General features: G+C 63.4%; 21 protein-coding genes and 1 tRNA gene. 11 read left to right on the top strand and 11 right to left on the bottom strand.

The features are described 5' to 3' along the window. The 3 genes from EN852_RS22230 to EN852_RS22220 form a co-directional block, all read right to left on the bottom strand. Positions 1-696, bottom strand: a complete 696-nt coding sequence (locus tag EN852_RS22230; RefSeq protein WP_246693127.1) for a Crp/Fnr family transcriptional regulator — start codon at positions 694-696, stop codon at positions 1-3. 186 nt (positions 697-882) lie between these two features. Continuing rightward, complete coding sequence (locus EN852_RS22225) at positions 883-1,164, bottom strand: hypothetical protein (RefSeq protein WP_127865802.1); 282 nt, start codon at positions 1,162-1,164, stop codon at positions 883-885. A gap of 202 nt (positions 1,165-1,366) precedes the next feature. Beyond that, positions 1,367-1,451: transfer RNA gene (locus EN852_RS22220), tRNA-Leu, on the bottom strand. Between the two features lie 336 nt (positions 1,452-1,787). On the opposite strand from EN852_RS22220, the gene EN852_RS22215 reads away from it, so the two are divergent. After that, a complete protein-coding gene (locus tag EN852_RS22215) occupies positions 1,788-2,375 on the top strand; it encodes a YqaA family protein (protein WP_127877054.1) in 588 nt (195 codons plus the stop codon). Positions 2,376-2,400: 25 nt separating this feature from the next. After that, complete coding sequence (locus EN852_RS22210) at positions 2,401-2,919, top strand: disulfide bond formation protein B (RefSeq protein WP_127877052.1); 519 nt, start codon at positions 2,401-2,403, stop codon at positions 2,917-2,919. A gap of 161 nt (positions 2,920-3,080) precedes the next feature. On the opposite strand, the gene EN852_RS22205 is transcribed toward EN852_RS22210, so the two are convergent. Together EN852_RS22205 and EN852_RS22200 are read right to left on the bottom strand one after the other, a co-directional pair. Then, the gene (locus tag EN852_RS22205) at positions 3,081-3,638 is read right to left on the bottom strand and encodes an HNH endonuclease (protein WP_027167440.1); all 558 of its coding nucleotides are present in this window, start codon (positions 3,636-3,638) and stop codon (positions 3,081-3,083) included. A gap of 110 nt (positions 3,639-3,748) precedes the next feature. Then, positions 3,749-4,408, bottom strand: coding sequence for a DNA-3-methyladenine glycosylase (locus tag EN852_RS22200; protein WP_127877050.1), 660 nt, complete (start codon positions 4,406-4,408; stop codon positions 3,749-3,751). Positions 4,409-4,497: 89 nt separating this feature from the next. On the opposite strand from EN852_RS22200, the gene gluQRS reads away from it, so the two are divergent. Beyond that, positions 4,498-5,370, top strand: a complete 873-nt coding sequence (gene gluQRS / locus EN852_RS22195) for a tRNA glutamyl-Q(34) synthetase GluQRS (protein WP_127877103.1) — start codon at positions 4,498-4,500, stop codon at positions 5,368-5,370. Here the strand turns inward: gluQRS and EN852_RS22190 are convergent. Beyond that, complete coding sequence (locus EN852_RS22190; protein ID WP_127877048.1) at positions 5,367-5,654, bottom strand: hypothetical protein; 288 nt, start codon at positions 5,652-5,654, stop codon at positions 5,367-5,369. The two genes, gluQRS and EN852_RS22190, sit on opposite strands and share 4 nt — an antisense overlap. Before the next feature lie 155 nt (positions 5,655-5,809). On the opposite strand from EN852_RS22190, the gene EN852_RS22185 reads away from it, so the two are divergent. After that, positions 5,810-6,700 (top strand): DMT family transporter, encoded by an 891-nt coding sequence (locus EN852_RS22185; RefSeq protein WP_127877046.1) that lies wholly within the window; start codon positions 5,810-5,812, stop codon positions 6,698-6,700. Between the two features lie 108 nt (positions 6,701-6,808). Here the strand turns inward: EN852_RS22185 and EN852_RS22180 are convergent, their stop codons facing one another. Then, complete coding sequence (locus tag EN852_RS22180) at positions 6,809-7,660, bottom strand: YihY/virulence factor BrkB family protein (protein WP_095816917.1); 852 nt, start codon at positions 7,658-7,660, stop codon at positions 6,809-6,811. Positions 7,661-7,718: 58 nt separating this feature from the next. On the opposite strand from EN852_RS22180, the gene EN852_RS22175 reads away from it, so the two are divergent. From EN852_RS22175 to EN852_RS22145, 7 genes are all read left to right on the top strand, one after another. Beyond that, positions 7,719-8,585 carry an SDR family oxidoreductase gene (locus EN852_RS22175; RefSeq protein ID WP_127877044.1) on the top strand — a complete coding sequence of 289 codons (867 nt, stop codon included), beginning with the start codon at positions 7,719-7,721 and terminating at the stop codon, positions 8,583-8,585. Between the two features lie 25 nt (positions 8,586-8,610). Next, positions 8,611-8,802, top strand: coding sequence for a twin transmembrane helix small protein (locus tag EN852_RS22170; RefSeq protein WP_042641360.1), 192 nt, complete (start codon positions 8,611-8,613; stop codon positions 8,800-8,802). Positions 8,803-8,820: 18 nt separating this feature from the next. Continuing rightward, a complete protein-coding gene (locus EN852_RS22165) occupies positions 8,821-9,402 on the top strand; it encodes a cob(I)yrinic acid a,c-diamide adenosyltransferase (RefSeq protein WP_127865795.1) in 582 nt (193 codons plus the stop codon). A gap of 33 nt (positions 9,403-9,435) precedes the next feature. Beyond that, complete coding sequence (locus tag EN852_RS22160) at positions 9,436-10,236, top strand: rhomboid family intramembrane serine protease (RefSeq protein WP_246694348.1); 801 nt, start codon at positions 9,436-9,438, stop codon at positions 10,234-10,236. A gap of 162 nt (positions 10,237-10,398) precedes the next feature. Continuing rightward, positions 10,399-11,148 carry an electron transfer flavoprotein subunit beta/FixA family protein gene (locus EN852_RS22155; RefSeq protein ID WP_127877042.1) on the top strand — a complete coding sequence of 250 codons (750 nt, stop codon included), beginning with the start codon at positions 10,399-10,401 and terminating at the stop codon, positions 11,146-11,148. Between the two features lie 24 nt (positions 11,149-11,172). Continuing rightward, positions 11,173-12,102: an electron transfer flavoprotein subunit alpha/FixB family protein gene (locus EN852_RS22150; protein WP_127877040.1), complete on the top strand. Its 930-nt coding sequence runs from the start codon at positions 11,173-11,175 to the stop codon at positions 12,100-12,102. A 199-nt stretch (positions 12,103-12,301) separates the two neighbouring features. After that, positions 12,302-13,180 carry a 3-hydroxybutyryl-CoA dehydrogenase gene (locus EN852_RS22145; RefSeq protein WP_127877038.1) on the top strand — a complete coding sequence of 293 codons (879 nt, stop codon included), beginning with the start codon at positions 12,302-12,304 and terminating at the stop codon, positions 13,178-13,180. Positions 13,181-13,210: 30 nt separating this feature from the next. Here the strand turns inward: EN852_RS22145 and EN852_RS22140 are convergent, their stop codons facing one another. The 4 genes from EN852_RS22140 to EN852_RS22125 all read right to left on the bottom strand — a co-directional run bounded on the left by EN852_RS22140 (position 13,211) and on the right by EN852_RS22125 (position 17,641). Then, complete coding sequence (locus tag EN852_RS22140) at positions 13,211-15,169, bottom strand: PAS domain S-box protein (RefSeq protein ID WP_246694347.1); 1,959 nt, start codon at positions 15,167-15,169, stop codon at positions 13,211-13,213. 152 nt (positions 15,170-15,321) lie between these two features. Next, complete coding sequence (locus tag EN852_RS22135; protein ID WP_127877034.1) at positions 15,322-15,960, bottom strand: NrsF family protein; 639 nt, start codon at positions 15,958-15,960, stop codon at positions 15,322-15,324. Position 15,961: 1 nt separating this feature from the next. Then, positions 15,962-16,498, bottom strand: a complete 537-nt coding sequence (locus EN852_RS22130) for a sigma-70 family RNA polymerase sigma factor (protein WP_127877032.1) — start codon at positions 16,496-16,498, stop codon at positions 15,962-15,964. A 123-nt stretch (positions 16,499-16,621) separates the two neighbouring features. Then, positions 16,622-17,641 (bottom strand): hypothetical protein, encoded by a 1,020-nt coding sequence (locus tag EN852_RS22125; protein ID WP_127877030.1) that lies wholly within the window; start codon positions 17,639-17,641, stop codon positions 16,622-16,624. Positions 17,642-17,734: the final 93 nt, after the last annotated feature.

Genomic DNA, 17,734 nt, shown 5'->3' with positions numbered 1-17,734 from the left:
TCAACTTTCGACATATTCGCCCGCGAACCCGGCAAATTTTATCAGCCCCGCGCGGTCGAGAATGCGAACATGGCCATGCCGGAATTCCAGAAACTTGCGCTCGCGCAATTCCCGCAGCATGCGATTGACATGGATCGGCGTGAGGCCGAGCGCGTCCGCGAGATCGTACTGGGTGAGAGGACATTCGAAACTGTTGCGGGTGACCGCGCCCACCCGTTCCAGACGCGCGGTTAGCTCGAGGAACAGATGCGCCGACCGTCCCAGCGCGCTCCGTCGTCCAACATCGGTGAGATGCTGAGCGATCACCGCTCCGTTTTGCACGAGCGCCTCAAGGACGACGGAAAAGAGCGGAGGCGATTTCATGGCAGCAAGGGCAAATGTCTTGGTCGACGCAACCAGCGCCGAAAGGTCGGTCAGGGCCGTGAACGTCTCAAGCGCGCCGCCGCCATTGACCTGAGGCAGGACGATATCGCCCTTCAGGGTGAAATCCAGGATCTGTCGTTGCCCGCCCTCGAGTTCATGAGCAATGCAGCCCCAGCCTGACTCGATCACGAACATCCGATCTTTGTGCTCGCCTTGCCTGACGATGACCGTCCCCGCCGCATAGCGCTTGGGCGTGAACCCAAGCGTCTCGATCAGTGCCGTATCACCGTCGTCAAGTCCGGCGCGTACCGGACCATTCTCGTTTGCGCGCAAAAAAGGATGTGAAGAGTACGTCATCTATTGCCCCGCCCAATATCTTCCTCCCCCGGCTACCTTCCTCCTTGAATTGAAGGTACATCAAATTTGACGCGATCAGTACAACACTTCTTTTTCTTTGAACGGCGCGCGCCCCGCCGAATACCAGCATCAGATCTGAATTCGTTTTGATGTGCAGACCGATCAGCTTTTGTTCCTCTTGAAATTTTCTCGCATCGAATCGACTATTTTGCTGGCAGCGAGACAACTGCGGTTGTCCACCTCACCGGCGGCATTGCGCAACGTCGTCGACGCGTCCTTGAGCAAGCCTCTGATCTCCGCGGCTGATAGGAGTTCGGATGCTTCAAGTTCAAGCAGCACTGATTCGCTCACATGCAGCGCCGCTAGGGCAATCGCTCGCGGCCTAGTCGCCAGCAGCTTTACGAGATCGCCGTCGGGCTTGGCACGCGATTTTCTCTTTGCCATGGTTGCGTCCCAACCGTCGGACAAGAAGGGCTCAGAATTACATTGCTTCGACGCATTTCCGCGGTTCGGAGACGCCATCGTTAACCATTCTATCCCGCTTTGCAGGGCCGACCCAGAGGCAACGGATACCGAATTCGCAGTAGCTCCGGCCTACTACCGTCTTGGGAATCGCGGCGGAGCAATCCGGCGTGAACGACGGCGGTGGTGCCCCTAGCCGGGATCGAACCAGCACTCCTTGCGGAACTCGATTTTGAGTCGAGCGCGTCTACCAATTCCGCCATAGGGGCTCAGGCCGGGCGGCCTGGATGGGCGCGGACTATACGGGCGGATGGGTGTTCGTCAACTGGGCTGTTGCGGATTTGCCCACTCGACCGCCGGCATTGCCCCACCCTCCGGCCTCGTGGCAACGCAGGACATTGTGCGGCGCGGAAAATCTTTCTAGACAGGCGAAGCGTTGAGCGCCTCGCATCCGCAAGCTGGATGCGGCGCTTTGGGTCCTTGTCTTCCTGCCTGTCGTTGCCCAAAACCGCAAAGCGTCTCGGGCGACATTGATCAGAGCAATTCCAGGAAAAGTGCGCCGCGGTTTTCCGTCCGGAATTGCGTCGACTGCATTAGGAGAGCCGATGCTTCGCGGACTATACGACTGGACGCTCTCGCTGGCGGCGCGCAAATCCGCCGAATGGTGGCTGGCCTTCATCGCCTTCGTCGAAAGCTCGGTGTTCTTCATCCCGGCCGACGTGCTGTTCCTGCCCATGGCGCTGGCGCGGCCCGAGCGCAGCTACCGCTACGCGCTGACCGCCACTGTTGCCTCTGTGCTGGGCGGCATTGCCGGCTGGCTGATCGGCTACTATGCCTACGACACGATAGCGCGGCCGATCCTGGAGCATTTCGGCGGCCTGGACACGTTCGACAGGTGGCAGTCGTCGGGCGCCGAGTTGATGCTGGTGCTGCTCGTCACATCCGGCGCGGCGCACCTGCCGCCGATCAAGGTGGTCACCATTCTGGCGGGCGCGCTTCACGTCAACATTCTTGTCTTCATCGTCTCCGCCATCGTGGCGCGCGGCGCCCGTTTCCTGCTGCTGGCCTGGCTGCTGCGCCGCTATGGCGAAGAGATCAGGGAGTTCATCGAAAAGCGCTTGGGATTGATTGTCGGCGCGGGCGCGGCTGCCCTGATTTTGCTCTATATCCTCGTCAGATACGCCCACGGATAGCGACGCAACGAAACGGACCCGATCGATGACAGCGACCATGAATGCCGACACCGGACGCCAGCGCACGCGCGCTTCGCTGTTTCTTGCCGTCGCCATGGCGGCGACCGTCGGCTCGGCGCTTGCCTTCCAATATATCGGCGGCTACATCCCCTGCCATCTCTGCCTGGAACAGCGCACGCCCTATTATATCGGCGCGCCGCTGATGCTGCTGGCGGTGATCGCCTCGATGCTTCATGCGCCGGCCTGGGTGACGCGCGGGCTGCTGGCGATCGGCGGCTTGCTGATGCTCTACGGCCTCTACCTCGGCGTCTACCATTCCGGCGTCGAATGGCATTGGTGGGCCGGCCCGACCGACTGCACGGCCGGCGCCGGTCCGGTCGACACCGGCGGCAAGGGCGTGCTCGACGCGCTCGACAAGTTCGTGCCGCCGTCCTGCGACAAGGCGGCGCTCCGCATCCTCGGCCTGTCGCTCGCCGGCTGGAACGCCATTGCCAGCCTCGTGCTTGCCGCTGTCGCCTTCCGCAGCGCCCTCGCGCGCGACTGAGCCGGCACCAAAGCGCCGACGCGAGATCGTTCACAGAATTCGGCAGGATGAGTCGTATGAAGTGAGCGTCGAGAACCGGAGCGGAGCGTACTTAAGTACGTGAGCACCGGAAGCGCAGAAAACCGCGGCAGTCGGCCAGCATGGCGGATTTGTGCCGAACTTTACGGTTCCAGTTCGACATCCCAGTACAGATAATCCATCCAGCTTTCGTGCAGATGGTTGGGCGGGAACAGGCGGCCGTTGTTGTGCAGGTCGTGCACCGTCGGCTGGTAGGGCTTCTGCAGCGGCCACATCTTGGCCTGCGCCGGCATCATGCCGCCCTTGCGAAGATTGCAGGGCGAGCAGGCGGCGACGACATTCTCCCAGGTCGTCGCCCCGCCGCGATGGCGCGGGATGACGTGGTCGAACGTCAGATCCTCCGGCGTGCCGCAATACTGGCACTGGAAACGGTCGCGAAGGAACACGTTGAAGCGGGTGAAGGCGGGATGCCGCGACGGCTTCACATAGGCCTTGAGGCTGACCACGCTCGGCAGCTTCATCGAGAAGGTCGGAGAGGAGACCGCGTGCTCGTATTCGGCGACGATGTTGACCCGGTCGAGGAACACAGCCTTGATGGCGTCCTGCCACGACCAGAGCGACAGGGGGTAATAGCTGAGCGGACGGTAGTCCGCATTCAGCACCAGCGCGGGAAGCCCATCCGGAGATACGGCAACCGTCACGTCCTTCGCCTCCTACATTCCAAACCGAACGGCGCGGATACTGTAAGCCCGACATGACAGGGATGTGAAGCGGATTGTCTCTCGCCGAAACTCTCAAAAATGCATGATTTTCATGCTTTTTTGGCCATTTCGACGGGAGGTGCCGCGTCCCTGCCCTTCAGTTCACGATAATAGGCCCAAAAAAGCCGCGACGCGACACCCCGCCAGGGGCTCCATGATTCGGCCAGCCGGATAAGCATTTTCTCCGGCGGACGCGGGTCTATGCCGAGCGCATGGCCGACCGCCGTCTGCAGCGCGACGTCGCGCGCTGGGAACACATCCGGATGGCCGGCGGCAAACAAAAGGTAGCATTCGGCCGTCCAAGGGCCGATGCCGGGCACGGCCGTCATCGCCGCGATCGCCTCGCCGGCGTCCAGCGTGCACAGGTGATCGAGGTCGAGCCCGCCGGACACCGCTTCGGCGACGGCGAGCAGCCCGCGCTGCTTCGGCCGCGACAACCCGGCCTCGCGAAACACGTCTTCGCCCGCGGCCAGGATCGCCTGCGGCGTGAGCGGATCGACCAGCTTGACCAGCCGCCCGAAGATGGCGTCGGCGCTCGCGCGGGAAACCTGCTGCGAAACGATGATCGAGGCCAGGCTTTGGAACCCCGGCTCCGACAGCCGAAGCGGCACCTCGCCCGCCTTACCGCGCACCGGCTCCAGCCGCGGATCGATCCGGCAGAGGGCGTCGAGCCCTGCCGCAATGTCGTCGAGCGAGGCGATGCGTTGCACGTTCTTGTTCCCAGGGCGCCTGTGAATTGCAATGGATGGCTAACTATCAACCCGCGAAAGCACCTTTCAACCCGAATGCCGTCTCGAAGATGACGCTCCTGACATTCCGCTTCGCGCCGAGCCCGAATGGTGAACTGCATCTCGGCCATGCCTATTCCGCCCTGCTGAACCAACAGATGGCAGCGCAAGTAGGCGGGCGGCTGCTGCTGCGCATCGAGGACATCGACATCACCCGCTGCACGCCGCAATTCGAGGCCGGCATCTTCCGCGACCTCGACTTGCTGGGATTGCGCTGGGAAGAACCGGTGCGCCGCCAGTCCGAGCATTTTGCCGAATACCGGGCGGTGCTCGACCGGCTGATCGCCGAGGAACTGGTCTATCCGGCTTTCATGAGCCGGGGCGAGATCCGCGCCTTCATCGCCGAGGCCGGCGGCCGCGACTGGCCGCGCGATCCCGACGGCGTGCCGCTCTACCCACCGCTCGACAAGGCTTTGCCGGCCAGCGAGCGCAAGCGGCGGATCGCCGAGAACATGCCCTTCGCCTGGCGGCTCGACGTCGAGGCGGCGAGAATGCGCGTCAGGGCCGACCTGTCATGGATCGAATTCGCCGATGAGACGATGTCGGCGACCCGAACCGTCGAAGCGCAACCGCAGGCCTGGGGCGACGTCATCGTCGCCCGCCGCGACACCCCGACCAGCTACCATCTCGCCGTCGTCGTTGACGACGCGCTGCAGAACATCAGTCATGTCGTGCGCGGCCAGGATCTCTATGCGGCGACCGGCGTGCAGCGCCTGCTGCAGGAACTGCTCGGCCTGCCGCAGCCGCGCTATTTCCACCACCGCCTGATTCTCGGCCCTGACGGCCGTAAACTGTCCAAAAGCTTCAAGGACACCGGTCTTGCCGCGCTTCGCGAGGCAGGCATGTCGCCGCAGGACGTCAGGCGGCTTGTCGAGTTTGATTAAAGTCGCGCCATCCCGGCCTTGATCAGCGCCAGCACGCTGATGAAGGCAAAGGCGCCGCCGAGCCCACAGGCAACCGCCAGCCTGAGATCGCTCAGGCTGATGCCATGCTTGTGGGCGATCACCATCGCGGCAAAAAAACCCATGATGAACAGCAGCGTGTTGCCGGTCGGGCCGAATCCGCTCTCCTTCATGATCGCGTCGAGCGCCGTGCCGAAGAAGAAGCCGAAGCCGGCGATGATCAAGAAGGCGAACAACAGCCAGGTCGTGTCGAGATGCAAAAACATGCCCACCCATGGCGCGGCGACGCGCCATGCCCCTCTTGGCACGGTTTGTTGAATTCGACTTAGCTTATGGATCAACCGTTTCGTTTTGCTTGCCGGATTGAACGGCATTAGAGCAATTGCCGTCATCAATCGTTCACCCCGGCAGCCTCCCATCCATGCAGAGCATCAAGCGGTTCATTCCCGCCTCCTTCGTCGTTTTGTGGGCGACGGGCTTCATCGGCGCGCGCTACGCCATGCCCTGGGCCGAGCCCTTCACCTTCCTTGCCATCCGCTTCGTGATAGCGGCGATCCTATTTGCCGGCCTCGCCGTGCTGCTTGGCTCGGCCAAGGCCACGCGCGACGAGGCGTTGCACGCGACGGGGGCCGGCGTCCTCATGCATGGCGTCTATCTCGGCGCCGTCTTCTGGGCGATCCACCGGGGCATGCCGGCCGGGTTTTCGGCATTGATCGTCGGCCTGCAGCCATTGATCACGGCCGTTCTGGCAGGCAGGTTCCTCGGCGAGGCGATCCTGCCCCGCCATTGGGCCGGGCTCGCTGTCGGGCTTGTGGGCGTCGTCATCGTGCTGTGGCCGAAGCTCGGAGCGGTCGGCGGCGGCGTGACCGCGGCGACATTGACTGCATCGCTCGTCTCGGTGTTCGGCATGAGCGCCGGCACCATCTGGCAGAAGCGCTACGCCTCCGGCGGCGATCTGGTGTCGGCGACGATGTGGCAGTATGTCGGCGGCTCCATCGTGACGATCCTGGGCTCGCTTGCCTTCGAGACGCGCGCCATCACCGTCAATGGCGAGTTGATCTTTGCCATGGCCTGGCTGGTCCTGGTGCTGTCGGTCGGCGCCATCTTCCTGTTGATGGTGATGATCAGGGACGGCGAGATGTCGAAGGTCGCCTCGTTGTTCTACCTGGTGCCGGCCGTAACCGCGGTCATCGCCTGGATGCTTTTCGACGAGCAGCTCAACCTGCTGCAGATCGCCGGCATGGCGATCGCGACCCTTGGCGTAGGCCTGGCGACGGCGGGGAGGGAAGGAAGAGGAGAACTGAAGAACTGAAGAAACGCGACAACAACTGGCGCTGTGTTTTTCTTCATTTCTTCAATTCTTCATTTCTTCAATTCCCAAGTTCTTCAGTTCCTCAGTTCCCCTTCTCCCCGCGCCAGCTCAGCCAACTCGCGCCCGCGCCTCCAGATACCGGCTGATCGCGGCGTTGAGCTCGCCGCCGAGGATGAAGATCGCCGAGATGATGTAGAGGAAAACCACCGCGATCATGATCGAGGCGAGCCCCGCATAGGTCGTCACGTAGGACGAGAAATGATCGAGATAGCTGGCGAAGATCGTCGAGCCGGCGAGCCAGGCGATCAGCGTGAAGACGATGCCCGGTATGATCGAGACAAAGCGGCGCTTGCCCGCCGGCAGCCAGATATGCACCGAGAACAGCCCGATGACGATGACGGTGGAGGCGACGACGTAACGCCACAGCGTGATGGTGCCCATATAAGGCTTGATCCATTCGAGATGCGCCTCCGCCAGCCTAGCCAGCAGGGGGGCGAACACCAGAAGCACGCTGACGGCCAGGAAGCAGGCCGTGGCGATTAGCACGAAAATGATGCTCTGCACCCTGCGGTGGATGATGCCGCGCGTTTCGGTGACACGATAGGCCCGGTTGAGCGAGGTGCGCAACGCCTCGATGCCGTTCGACGCGAAATAGGCGGCAAGCACGACGCCGTAGGTCAAAAGGTCGGTTCGCCTGACGGTGAGAACGTTCTGCACCTCGCGCGCGATCGGCTTGGCGATCTGCTCCGGCCAGGTGTCGAAAACGAGATGCACCGCCGTATCCGAGAACGCCTGCGCGCCGAGGAAGCTGGCCAGTGTCGTGGCGAAGATCAGGAACGGAAACAGCGCCATCAGCGAGGTGATGGCGAGATGGCTGGCCATCGCCCAGCCGTCGTCATTGGTGAAATGGCCGATCGCATCGTAGAGCACGCGCTTGACGGCGACGATATTCCTGAGCAAGGACCCGCGCTCCGCTCGATTGTGTCGACGCCGCGAATATGGGAAGTGATTGCGGCAAATGGCAACCCCAGGTCAGACAACGTCCACCGTCGCGAAAGAGTTGCGCACCGTCATCGTCACCGGGGCGTCCTCCGGCATCGGCGCCTATTGCGCGCGGGCCTTGAAGGCTGAGGGCTGGCGGGTCTTCGCGACGGCGCGCAAGCCGGACGATATCGCCGCGCTCGAGGCCGACGGCCTGGAGGCCTTCTATCTCGATTATCGCGAGCCCGAATCCATCGCCGCGCTGGTCGAGAGGGTGCTGGAGCGCACCGGCGGCACGCTTGACGCGCTGTTCAACAATGGCGCCTACGCCCAGCCCGGAGCCGTCGAGGACCTGCCGGTCGCAGCGCTTCGCGAGCAGTTCGAGGCCAATTTCTTCGGCTGGCACGATCTTACCCGGCGCGTCATGCCGGTCATGCGCCGCCAGGGGCACGGCCGTCTCGTCCATTGCTCCTCGATCCTCGGACTGGCGCCTGTCCGCTTCCGCGGCGCCTATTCGGCCTCCAAGCACGCCATCGAAGGTCTGATGCTGTGCATGCGCCAGGAACTCGAAGGCAGCGGCATCCACCTTTCGCTCATCGAACCGGGACCGGTAACCTCGAAGATCGCCAGCAATGGCCTGCCCTGGTTTTTGAAGAACATCGACGTCGAGAATTCCGTCCACCGCGCCGACTATCAAGCCCAGCTCGCCCGGCTTCAGGCCGGCGGCAGCGTGTCGAAGTTCAAGCCCGGGCCGGAGATCGTGCACAAGGCGCTCCGCCACGCGCTTCTGTCACAGCGCCCGCGCCCCCACTATGTGGTAACGGTGCCGGCCAGGATCGGCGCGGTACTCAAACGCATCCTGCCGGCGTCAATGCTGTACCGCATGCTCGCCGGGCGCGCCTGACCGAAACTGAACCGGAGCCAGCCAGATGGTCATCGTCTTGAAGATTCTCGCCGTCATCGCGATGGCGGCCGTGCTGATCGTGCTGGTCCGCGGCCTGATCAACATGATGCGCGGCGGCTCCGGCGTCACCTCGAACAAGCTGATGCAAGCCCGTGTGATGCTGCAGGCCGTAGCCTTGGCGCTGCTGTTGCTGGTGGTCTATTTCACGCGCAAATAGGGTCTTTTGGGGGACGTTATGGTCAAGCTCAATAAGATCTACACCCGCACCGGCGATGACGGCACCACCGGGCTAGGCACCGGCGAGCGGCGGCTGAAATCCGACTTGCGCGTCGATGCCTATGGCACCATCGACGAGGCCAATGCCTGCATCGGCATGGCCCGCATCCATACCGCCGGCGAACATCCCTTGATCGACGCCATGCTGTCGCGCATCCAGAACGACCTTTTCGATCTCGGAGCCGACCTCGCCGTACCCGACGACGGCAAGCCGCTGGACTACGAGCCGCTGCGTGTCGTCGCCGCCCAGACCGGCCGCGTCGAACAGGACATCGACCTCCTCAACAAGGAACTGCAGCCGCTGAAATCCTTCGTGCTGAACGGCGGCACGCCGGCAGCCGCCGCGCTCCATCTGGCCCGCACCGTGGCGCGCCGGGCCGAGCGCCTGATGGTGGCGCTGGCGCAGGATCCGACCGAGCATGTCAACCGCGAGGCGCTCAAATACATCAACCGCGTCTCGGATTTCCTGTTCGTCGCCGCGCGTGCCGTCAATGACAATGGAAAGGCCGACGTGCTATGGGTTCCCGGCAAGAACCGCTGAATGAACCGCTGAATTCGGGGGCGGGAGGGTCCGATGTTCATCCCGCTTTATGACACCAACAGGCTGCGCCACATCCGCCTGCAATATGTGACGATCGGCCTGATCGTGGCGAATGCGCTGGTCTATCTGGCGACCACGCTTGGCGGTGAGAACTTCACCAATGCCGCGGTTCTCGGTCTCGGCTTCATCCCTTCGGTGGTGCACGACAAGGTCGAGCTGTCGCCAGAATTCGTCGTCATCCCCGAAAGCCTCAGCTACCTCACCTATTCCTTCCTGCACGCCGACATTTTCCATCTCGGCGGCAACATGCTGTTCCTGTGGGTATTCGGCGACAATGTCGAGGATGCGCTCGGCCACATACGCTACCTGATCTTCTACCTCGCCTGCGCCGTCGCCGGCGCTTTCTTCCAGGGGCTGGTGGCCTGGGATTCTGAGGTGCCGCTGATCGGTGCCTCCGGCGCCATTGCCGGCGTCGTCACCGCCTATTTGATTCTCTACCCTCGCGTGAAAGTCTGGGTTCTGGCCTTTGCCCGCATCCCCTTGCGCATTCCGGCCTTCATCCCGCTGATCCTCTGGATCCTGTTCCAGATCGTGATGTTTGCCGCCGGCGGCGAGGACCAGATTTCCTGGGCCTGCCACATCGGCGGCATCATCGCCGGATTCGTGCTGGTGCTGGTGCTGCGCAGCCGCGGCGTGCCGCTGCTGGCCGGCGCCGACGGCGAGCCGGACCCGACGCCGAACATCCAGCAGCCGCCTGTCCCCGTTGAGCCCACCCCGAGCGACCGCGCCCCGGCGCAGCAATGGGGCCGTGGAGCAGCGACGCCTCGCGACTGAACCGATTTGGGTGCGTCGTGGGATATTGACGCGCGGATTTGCCGCCACTACGGAAACGGCACCGTTGGGCGGATATTCCGCCCGGAATGTCGGCTTTCGACAACTCTGACAGGGCGTACGCTGCTATAGCGCCCCGACTATCTCAGGAGAGGTGACAGGAAAATGAAGATCCTTGTGCCCGTGAAGCGGGTTGTGGACGCCAACGTCAAGGTCCGGGTGAAAGCCGACGGGCTGGGCGTCGAGCTTGCCAACGTCAAGATGGCGATGAACCCGTTCGACGAGATCGCGGTCGAGGAAGCGATCCGCATCAAGGAAGCCGGCAAGGCGGAAGAAATCATCGTCGTCTCGGTCGGCCCGCAGCAGGCGCAGGAGACGCTGCGCACCGCGCTCGCCATGGGCGCCGACCGGGCCATCCTGGTCAAGACCGACGAGCAGACCGAGCCGCTGGGCGTCGCCAAGGTGCTGAAGGGCGTGGTCGAGGCGGAGAAGCCCGGCCTCGTCATCCTCGGCAAGCAGGCGATCGACGACGATTCCAACCAGACCGGCCAGATGCTGGCCGCGCTCCTCGGCTGGTCGCAGGGCACCTTCGCCTCCAAGGTCGAGCTTGCCGGCGACAACGCCAAGGTGACGCGCGAAGTCGACGGCGGCTTGCAGACGGTCGAGCTGAAGATGCCGGCGATCGTCACCGCCGACCTTCGCCTCAACCAGCCGCGCTACGCCTCGCTGCCCAACATCATGAAGGCCAAGAAGAAGCCGCTCGACGAGAAGAGCCCGGCCGACTTCGGCGCCGACGTCAAGCCGCGCCTCAAGGTGATCAAGACCGAGGAGCCCGGCGGCCGCAAGGCGGGCGTCAAGGTGAAGTCGGTGGCCGAGTTGGTCGAGAAGCTCAAGAACGAAGCCGGCGTTCTGTAAAGCGATCGGGAAAGGACAAAGAAAATGGCAATTCTCCTCATCGCCGAACACGACAATGCGAGCCTTTCCGACCAGACCGCCAAGGCGCTGTCGGCGGCTCTCCAGATCGGCGCGGATGTCGACGTGCTGGTGGCCGGCAAGGGTGCCAAGGGCGCTGCCGACGCCGCCGCCAAGCTGAAGGGCGTGCGCAAGGTGCTGCTCGCCGAAGCAGACGAGCTTTCGGAACGCCTCGCCGAGCCGACGGCGGCTCTCGTGGTGTCGCTCGCGGGCGGTTACGACACGATCATTGCGCCGGCGACCTCTGCCGGCAAGAACATCGCGCCGCGCGTCGCAGCCCTCCTCGACGTCGCCCAGGTGTCGGAGATCATCGAGGTGGTCTCGCCCGACACGTTCAAGCGCCCGATATATGCCGGCAACGCCATCCAGACCGTGCAGTCGACCGACGCCAAGAAGGTCATCACGGTGCGCACAGCCTCTTTCGCGGCAGCACCCGAAGGCGGCTCGGCCCCGGTCGAGACAGTCGGCGCCGCTGCCAACCCCGGCCTGTCGTCTTTCATCGAGAACAAGCTGTCCGAGAACGACCGTCCGGAGCTGACTTCGGCCAAGATCATCATCTCGGGCGGCCGCGCACTCGGCTCCTCGGAGAAGTTCCAGGAAGTCATCCTGCCGGTTGCCGACAAGCTCGGCGCGGCCGTGGGCGCCTCGCGCGCCGCTGTCGACGCCGGCTACGCGCCGAACGACTGGCAGGTCGGCCAAACCGGCAAGGTGGTCGCGCCCGACCTCTACATCGCCGTCGGCATTTCCGGCGCCATCCAGCACCTCGCCGGCATGAAGGACTCGAAGGTCATCGTCGCCATCAACAAGGACGAGGAGGCGCCGATCTTCCAGGTTGCCGACTACGGCCTGGTCGGCGATCTCTTCGTCATCCTGCCGGAGCTGCAAAAGGCACTTTGACGCCGTCCGTTCCGGCATATTAAAATCCAAAGGGTGGGGTAGACGAAGTCGCCCCGCCCTTTTAGTTTGCACTGCACAAAAAGCGGGCCATCAAGGCCCGAAGCCAATCCGGCGTTCGCATCCGGATTGCGGGAAACAAACAAGCAGGAGCGTCTTTGTACTTCAAGGAAGTGCAGGCGTTCCGGACGGGATCGGGGTCATGAGCAAGATCGAGACGATCGGCATTGTCGGCGCGGGTCAGATGGGTGGCGGTATTGCCCATGTCTCGGCGCTGGGTGGCTACAAGGTCCTGATCCACGACATATCGGCCGACCGGATCGAGAAGGGCATCGCCACCATCAGCGGCAACATGGCCCGCCAGGTCGGTTCCGGCAAGCTCGAGGAAAAGGCGCGCAACGAAGCGATGGCGCGCATCTGCGCCGCCCCGGCCATGGCCGACCTCGCCGCCGCCGACCTCGTGATCGAAGCGGCGACCGAGGACGAGACGGTCAAGCGCAAGATCTACGCGCAGCTCTGCCCGCAGCTCAATCCGGAAGCGATTCTGGCCACCAACACCTCGTCCATCTCGATCACCCGGCTCGCCGCCCAGACCGATCGTCCCGAGCGCTTCATCGGCATACATTTCATGAACCCGGTGCCGGTGATGAAGCTGGTCGAGCTGGTGCGCGGCATCGCCACTGAGGACCAGACCTTCGAGGCGGCCAAGAATTACGTGAAGCACCTCGACAAGACCGTCACCGTCTCGGAGGATTTCCCCGCCTTCATCGTCAACCGCATCCTTTTGCCGATGATCAACGAGGCGATCTACACGCTCTATGAGGGCGTCGGCACGGTCGACGCCATCGACACCGCCATGCGGCTCGGCGCCAACCATCCGATGGGACCATTGCAGCTCGCCGACTTCATCGGCCTCGACACCTGTCTTTCGATCATGCAGGTGCTGCATGAGGGCCTGTCGGACTCGAAATACCGCCCCTGCCCGCTGCTGGTGAAATATGTCGAGGCCGGCTGGCTCGGCCGCAAGACCGGTCGCGGTTTCTACGACTATCGCGGCGACCATCCGGTGCCGACACGCTGATTGTCCGCGGCTGAACCCTTTCGACGCGGCTCAGGACGCTGCGGCGAGCGGCATAGGCGGCACATCTCTCGAAGCTTCGTCCGGCGCGGCGGAAACGCAACCGCGGCCGGCCGCCTTGGCGGCGTAGCAGGCGGCGTCGGCACGCGCGATGATCTCGTCCACCTCGCCGCAGCCGGCGCGGATCGGCGCAAGCCCGATGCTGGCGCCGATCGAATGCGGGCGACCGTCCCAGCTGAAATTGAGGTTGCGGATGGCATCGATGATAGAGCGCGCCGCGATCGGCCCGCGCGTCGCGCCGCCCGATTGAAGGATGACGGCGAACTCGTCGCCGCCGAGCCGCGCGACGATGTCTCCCGGGCCCAGCACATCGCGCAAAGTGTCGGCCACGCGCCTGAGCAGCGCATCGCCCGCGGCGTGGCCGCCGGTGTCGTTGACCGCCTTGAAGTGGTCGAGGTCGACGAACATGAACTGGTGCTCGCCGCCATTGAGCCGGCATTGGTCGACCAGTTCCTCCATGGTGCGCATGAAGCTCGAACGGTTTGCGAGCCCGGTTAGCGCGTCGTGGGCGGCGGCATAGGCCAGCTGGCGCTGCAGGGCGCGCGCGTCGGTGAAGTCCTGGAAGACGATGACCAGGCCGCAGAACTGCTCGCGGTCGTTCATGATCGGCGACACCACCTGGCGGATGCTGCAGCGCGTATCGTCGCGCCGCACCAGGACCGCGCGTGTGTTCTGGTCGCAACGGGGCCGTTCGCTCGCCGAAGGGCGAGTCAAGCCGATTCTCTGCCCGCTTTCCTCGTCGACCGCCCAATAGACGTGGCCGAGCACCTTTCCAAGGGCTTCGCCGACGTCAACGCCGGTGAGCTTTTCCGCGACCGGGTTCATGAAGGTGATGCGGTTGGCGGCATCGGTGCAGATCACCGCGTCGCCGATCGACTGCAGCGTCACCCTTAGGCGCTCCTTCTCGTCGGCCAGCATCGCGGCCGAAACCATCAGCCGCGCTTCGGCCTCCTTGCGCTGCGTGATATCGGTCAGGCTGCCGATGGCACGGATCACCCGGCCCTCGGCGTCGCGCTCGATCGTCTTGCCGCGGTCGAGGATCCAGACCCAGTGGCCGTTCTTGTGCCGCATCCGGAACTCGGCTTCGAAAAAGGGCGTCTCGCCGGCAAGGTGCGCGCGATCCGCCTCGGCGACACGGCCGCGATCGTCGGGATGGATCATGGTCAGCCAGCGATCAGGGTCGCCGTCGAGCTCGCCATCGGCATAGCCCAGCATCTTCACCCAGGTTTCGGAATAGGTCGTGCCGCCCTTGCGCATATCGAGGCTCCAGACGCCCTGTCCGGTGCTGGTGAGCGCGAAATTCCACCGGGTCTCGGCCTCGGCGATGCGCGCCTCCGCCTGCTTGCGCGCGTCGATGTCCTCGATCTGCGACACCAGATAAAGCGGTTTGCCGGTGTCCTCGTCGAGGATGACCGACCCGGCGAGCTGTGCCCAGACCGGGGTCCCGTCCTTCCTGAGGTAGCGCTTTTCGAAATGGTAGGAGCTGATCCTGCCTTCCTTCACGTTCAGCATCGTCTCGCGGCCGACCGACAGGTCGTCCGGATGCGTGATCTGCGGGAAGGTCAGTGCCTCGATCTCCGCGCGGCTGTAGCCCAGCATCGCGGCAAAGGCCGGGTTGGCCTGCTGGATGCGCCCGTCGAGGCCGACGATGGCGACCCCGATCGCCGAATCCTCCATGGCGCGACGGAAGCGCTGCTCGCTCTCGGCGATCTGCCGGCGGTCATCTACGATACGGTTGATGAACAGCGCCGACAAGAACAGCGTCGCGGCGGTGATGGCGATTGAAATCTGCAGGCAGAGCTTTAGCGCGTCCGCACCAAATTCAAAGCGTGGCGACAGGACCGACGCGGCGGTGGCAACGATGCCGATTGCCAGCAAACCCTGCGCAGCATGCCTGTCGGCATGAAGCCCTTTCCAGTTCAACCACGCCACGATGCGATCCACCCCAATCCGCAACTGCACGTTGCCACAACCCTGGCGGATCGGTTTTAAGGAATCGTTGCGCAGATGAAAGCGGTCGCTCCGCTAACCGGCAAACAATTTCCGGCATGATTAAAGGACTGTTTCGAAACCGCCCCGGCGGACTACCAGCGCACGAAAAGCCGCCCGCCGATGGCCCCGAGCAGCGTCAGGAAGGCGATGGCGATCGTATACCAGGTGGCGACGAAAAGCGGCGAATCGTCGAAGCAATGCGCGGCGTAGAAGGTTGCCGCGAGCCCGCCCGCGAGCAGCCCGGCGGCGGCGCCTGCGAGCACCGGCCGCGTCGGCGCGCCGTAGCGCAGCATGCCGAGAAAGACCGCTAGCGGACCAACGCCGATCAGCGGGATGAAAGTCATGCAGATCATCATGTTCGAGCCGACGAGCCGCTTGCCCCACTCGGCCTGGGGTATGGCGAAAAGCTCCAGAACCACCGCCAGCACGACCAGAAGCGGCGCGGCAACCATCCAGGCCATCGCCCGCCTTGTCGAGGCACCCGGCATCGACAGCAAGCGGATCAGCGCGAAGGCGCTGGCCGCAAGCACCAGCGTGAACACGAATTTCGACATGAAGCGCATCGTGTGCATGGCCGGCATGATGTCGGGACGCGGCCCGATAGTCGTAAAGAACACGGCTGCCGCGATCGCCACGGCAACGCCGGCCGCCAGCCACCAGGCCTTGCCCATCGGCATGGCCTTCTTGCCGGCATCCGCGTCGAGCGCTTTGATCAGATCCTCTGTCCTCATGTCACTGTCGTCCGAATCTTTTGGCAATCGCGGCGAGGCCGCGATGCAGCGACACGCGCACCGCCGTCTCGCTGACGCCGAGCTTGGCGGCGGTCTCGCCGATCGAATGGCCATCGACCGAGATTGACGAGACCACCGAACGCTGCGTCGGCGGCAGTCCCTCGAGCGCCCGGTTTATGTCGCGCTCGCTGACCGTCTCCGTCTCCGGCTCGGCGAAGGTCTCGGCGATCTCGTCGATCTCGACCTCGATGCGGCGCCCTCGCCGGCGGAACGCGTCGATAAGCTTGAAGCGGGCGATCGCGTAGACCCAGGGCAGCACCGGCGCGTCCGGCCGCCAGGTGTGGCGTTTCACATGAATGGCCAGCAAGGTTTCCTGCACGACATCCTCGGCGTCGACTCCGCCCTGAACGATCTTGCGCCGGACAAAGCCGCGAACGAGGGCGGCGATGCGGTGCAGAAAGTCGGCATAAGCCCTTTCATCTCCCGCGATCGCGGCCCTGAACAGCCCGGAGAGCTCTGCCTCGTCCTTGCCGGTCACAAGAGTTTACCCCCGAAGTTCGCATCTCGGCCCTGGTTTGTTACGTGGCCGGCGAAATAATGTCCAAGCCAAACTGCCGCAAAATCACGAAAGTTTGCGGAGCATGCCTACCGCAAGGTCGGGTTATGCCTTCCCGATCGACAGGAAGTTTTTCAGGAACTTTAACCCTTTGCGCGCGGTCAACTTTCGGCGCCTCTTTCGGTACCTCTGTCCCAGCTCCGCCAACATCTCCAAATGGCTCTTGTCGATCTGAGGGACAGAAGCCGCGTCGCGGGCAGCCGGGAGCGCGAGCAGGGCGTCAGCATGCATGTTGGCGTAAGGCGAGGAATCATAGGTATCGAAGGGCGTGGGCGGGTAGCTCAGTATCGTCGGGTTGGTGTTGATCTCGAACACTTGGATGCGGCCTTCCACGAAGGCGTAGTCGATGCGGCCGTAAGAAATTCGGGCCATCTCAAAGACCTTCTGAAGTTCGACCGCATGCGGGTGCGTACGGACGAACAGACGATGCTCATCCAAATGTCGGCCCGACAGACCACGTCCTGGGTCCTTTATGAACCAGTCGGTGCTCGCGAAACAGTGCTGGGCGTAGCTGTTGTCGCCGACCCGATAGGCTGAATATTTTCGGTAGTATCCATCTGCCTCGGGCTTGGACCCAAACTCGACGAGCATGGGGCTAGCCCAATTCAGGGTCTGCAGCTCGACAAGGGCTGGTTCCACCTCCGTCAGAGATCGCAGGAGGCGCGGGGCCTTGTAAGCAGCGCCGACCTCGTCGCGCAAAAACACCGGATACCGCAACGAGTCCGGTAACGAATGGGGTCTGAACACGCGGAAATCATTGATCCCCTCATCGAACAGCATGCGCAGGAGATCGTATCGCCGGAAGCTGTCGCGAGGATGGTTGAGTTGAGCGACCTCAGGGCAATCCCGCTCAATCTGGTCCCGAATTCGGCCCGCTTTGGCGACTTCGGTCGAATTTAGCCGGTCCATGTCCGACCAGATGATGGTTCCCCGCTCCACCCTCAGGAGCAGATCGATTTCGTCATACCTGACCAGACGAAAAATGCGCTGAAGGTCTGTCCGGTAATAAAGAAGCAGACAGGCCTGCGTATACGAATGCGATCGCTGACAAATATAAAAAATCATGATTTCACCCACCCCCCTCAAACTGCCTGGATGGGTGACAAAATCAAGGTCTTCCTCTTATAAGATTGCGCTCAGGCAACCTACTTTTCGAAA

The sequence above is a fragment of the Mesorhizobium sp. M2E.F.Ca.ET.209.01.1.1 genome, assembly GCF_004010375.2.
In the GTDB taxonomy this organism is placed as follows: domain Bacteria; phylum Pseudomonadota; class Alphaproteobacteria; order Rhizobiales; family Rhizobiaceae; genus Mesorhizobium.
The sequence above is the reverse complement of the archived record's forward strand: the minus strand, read 5'-3'. Positions and strand labels throughout refer to the sequence as shown.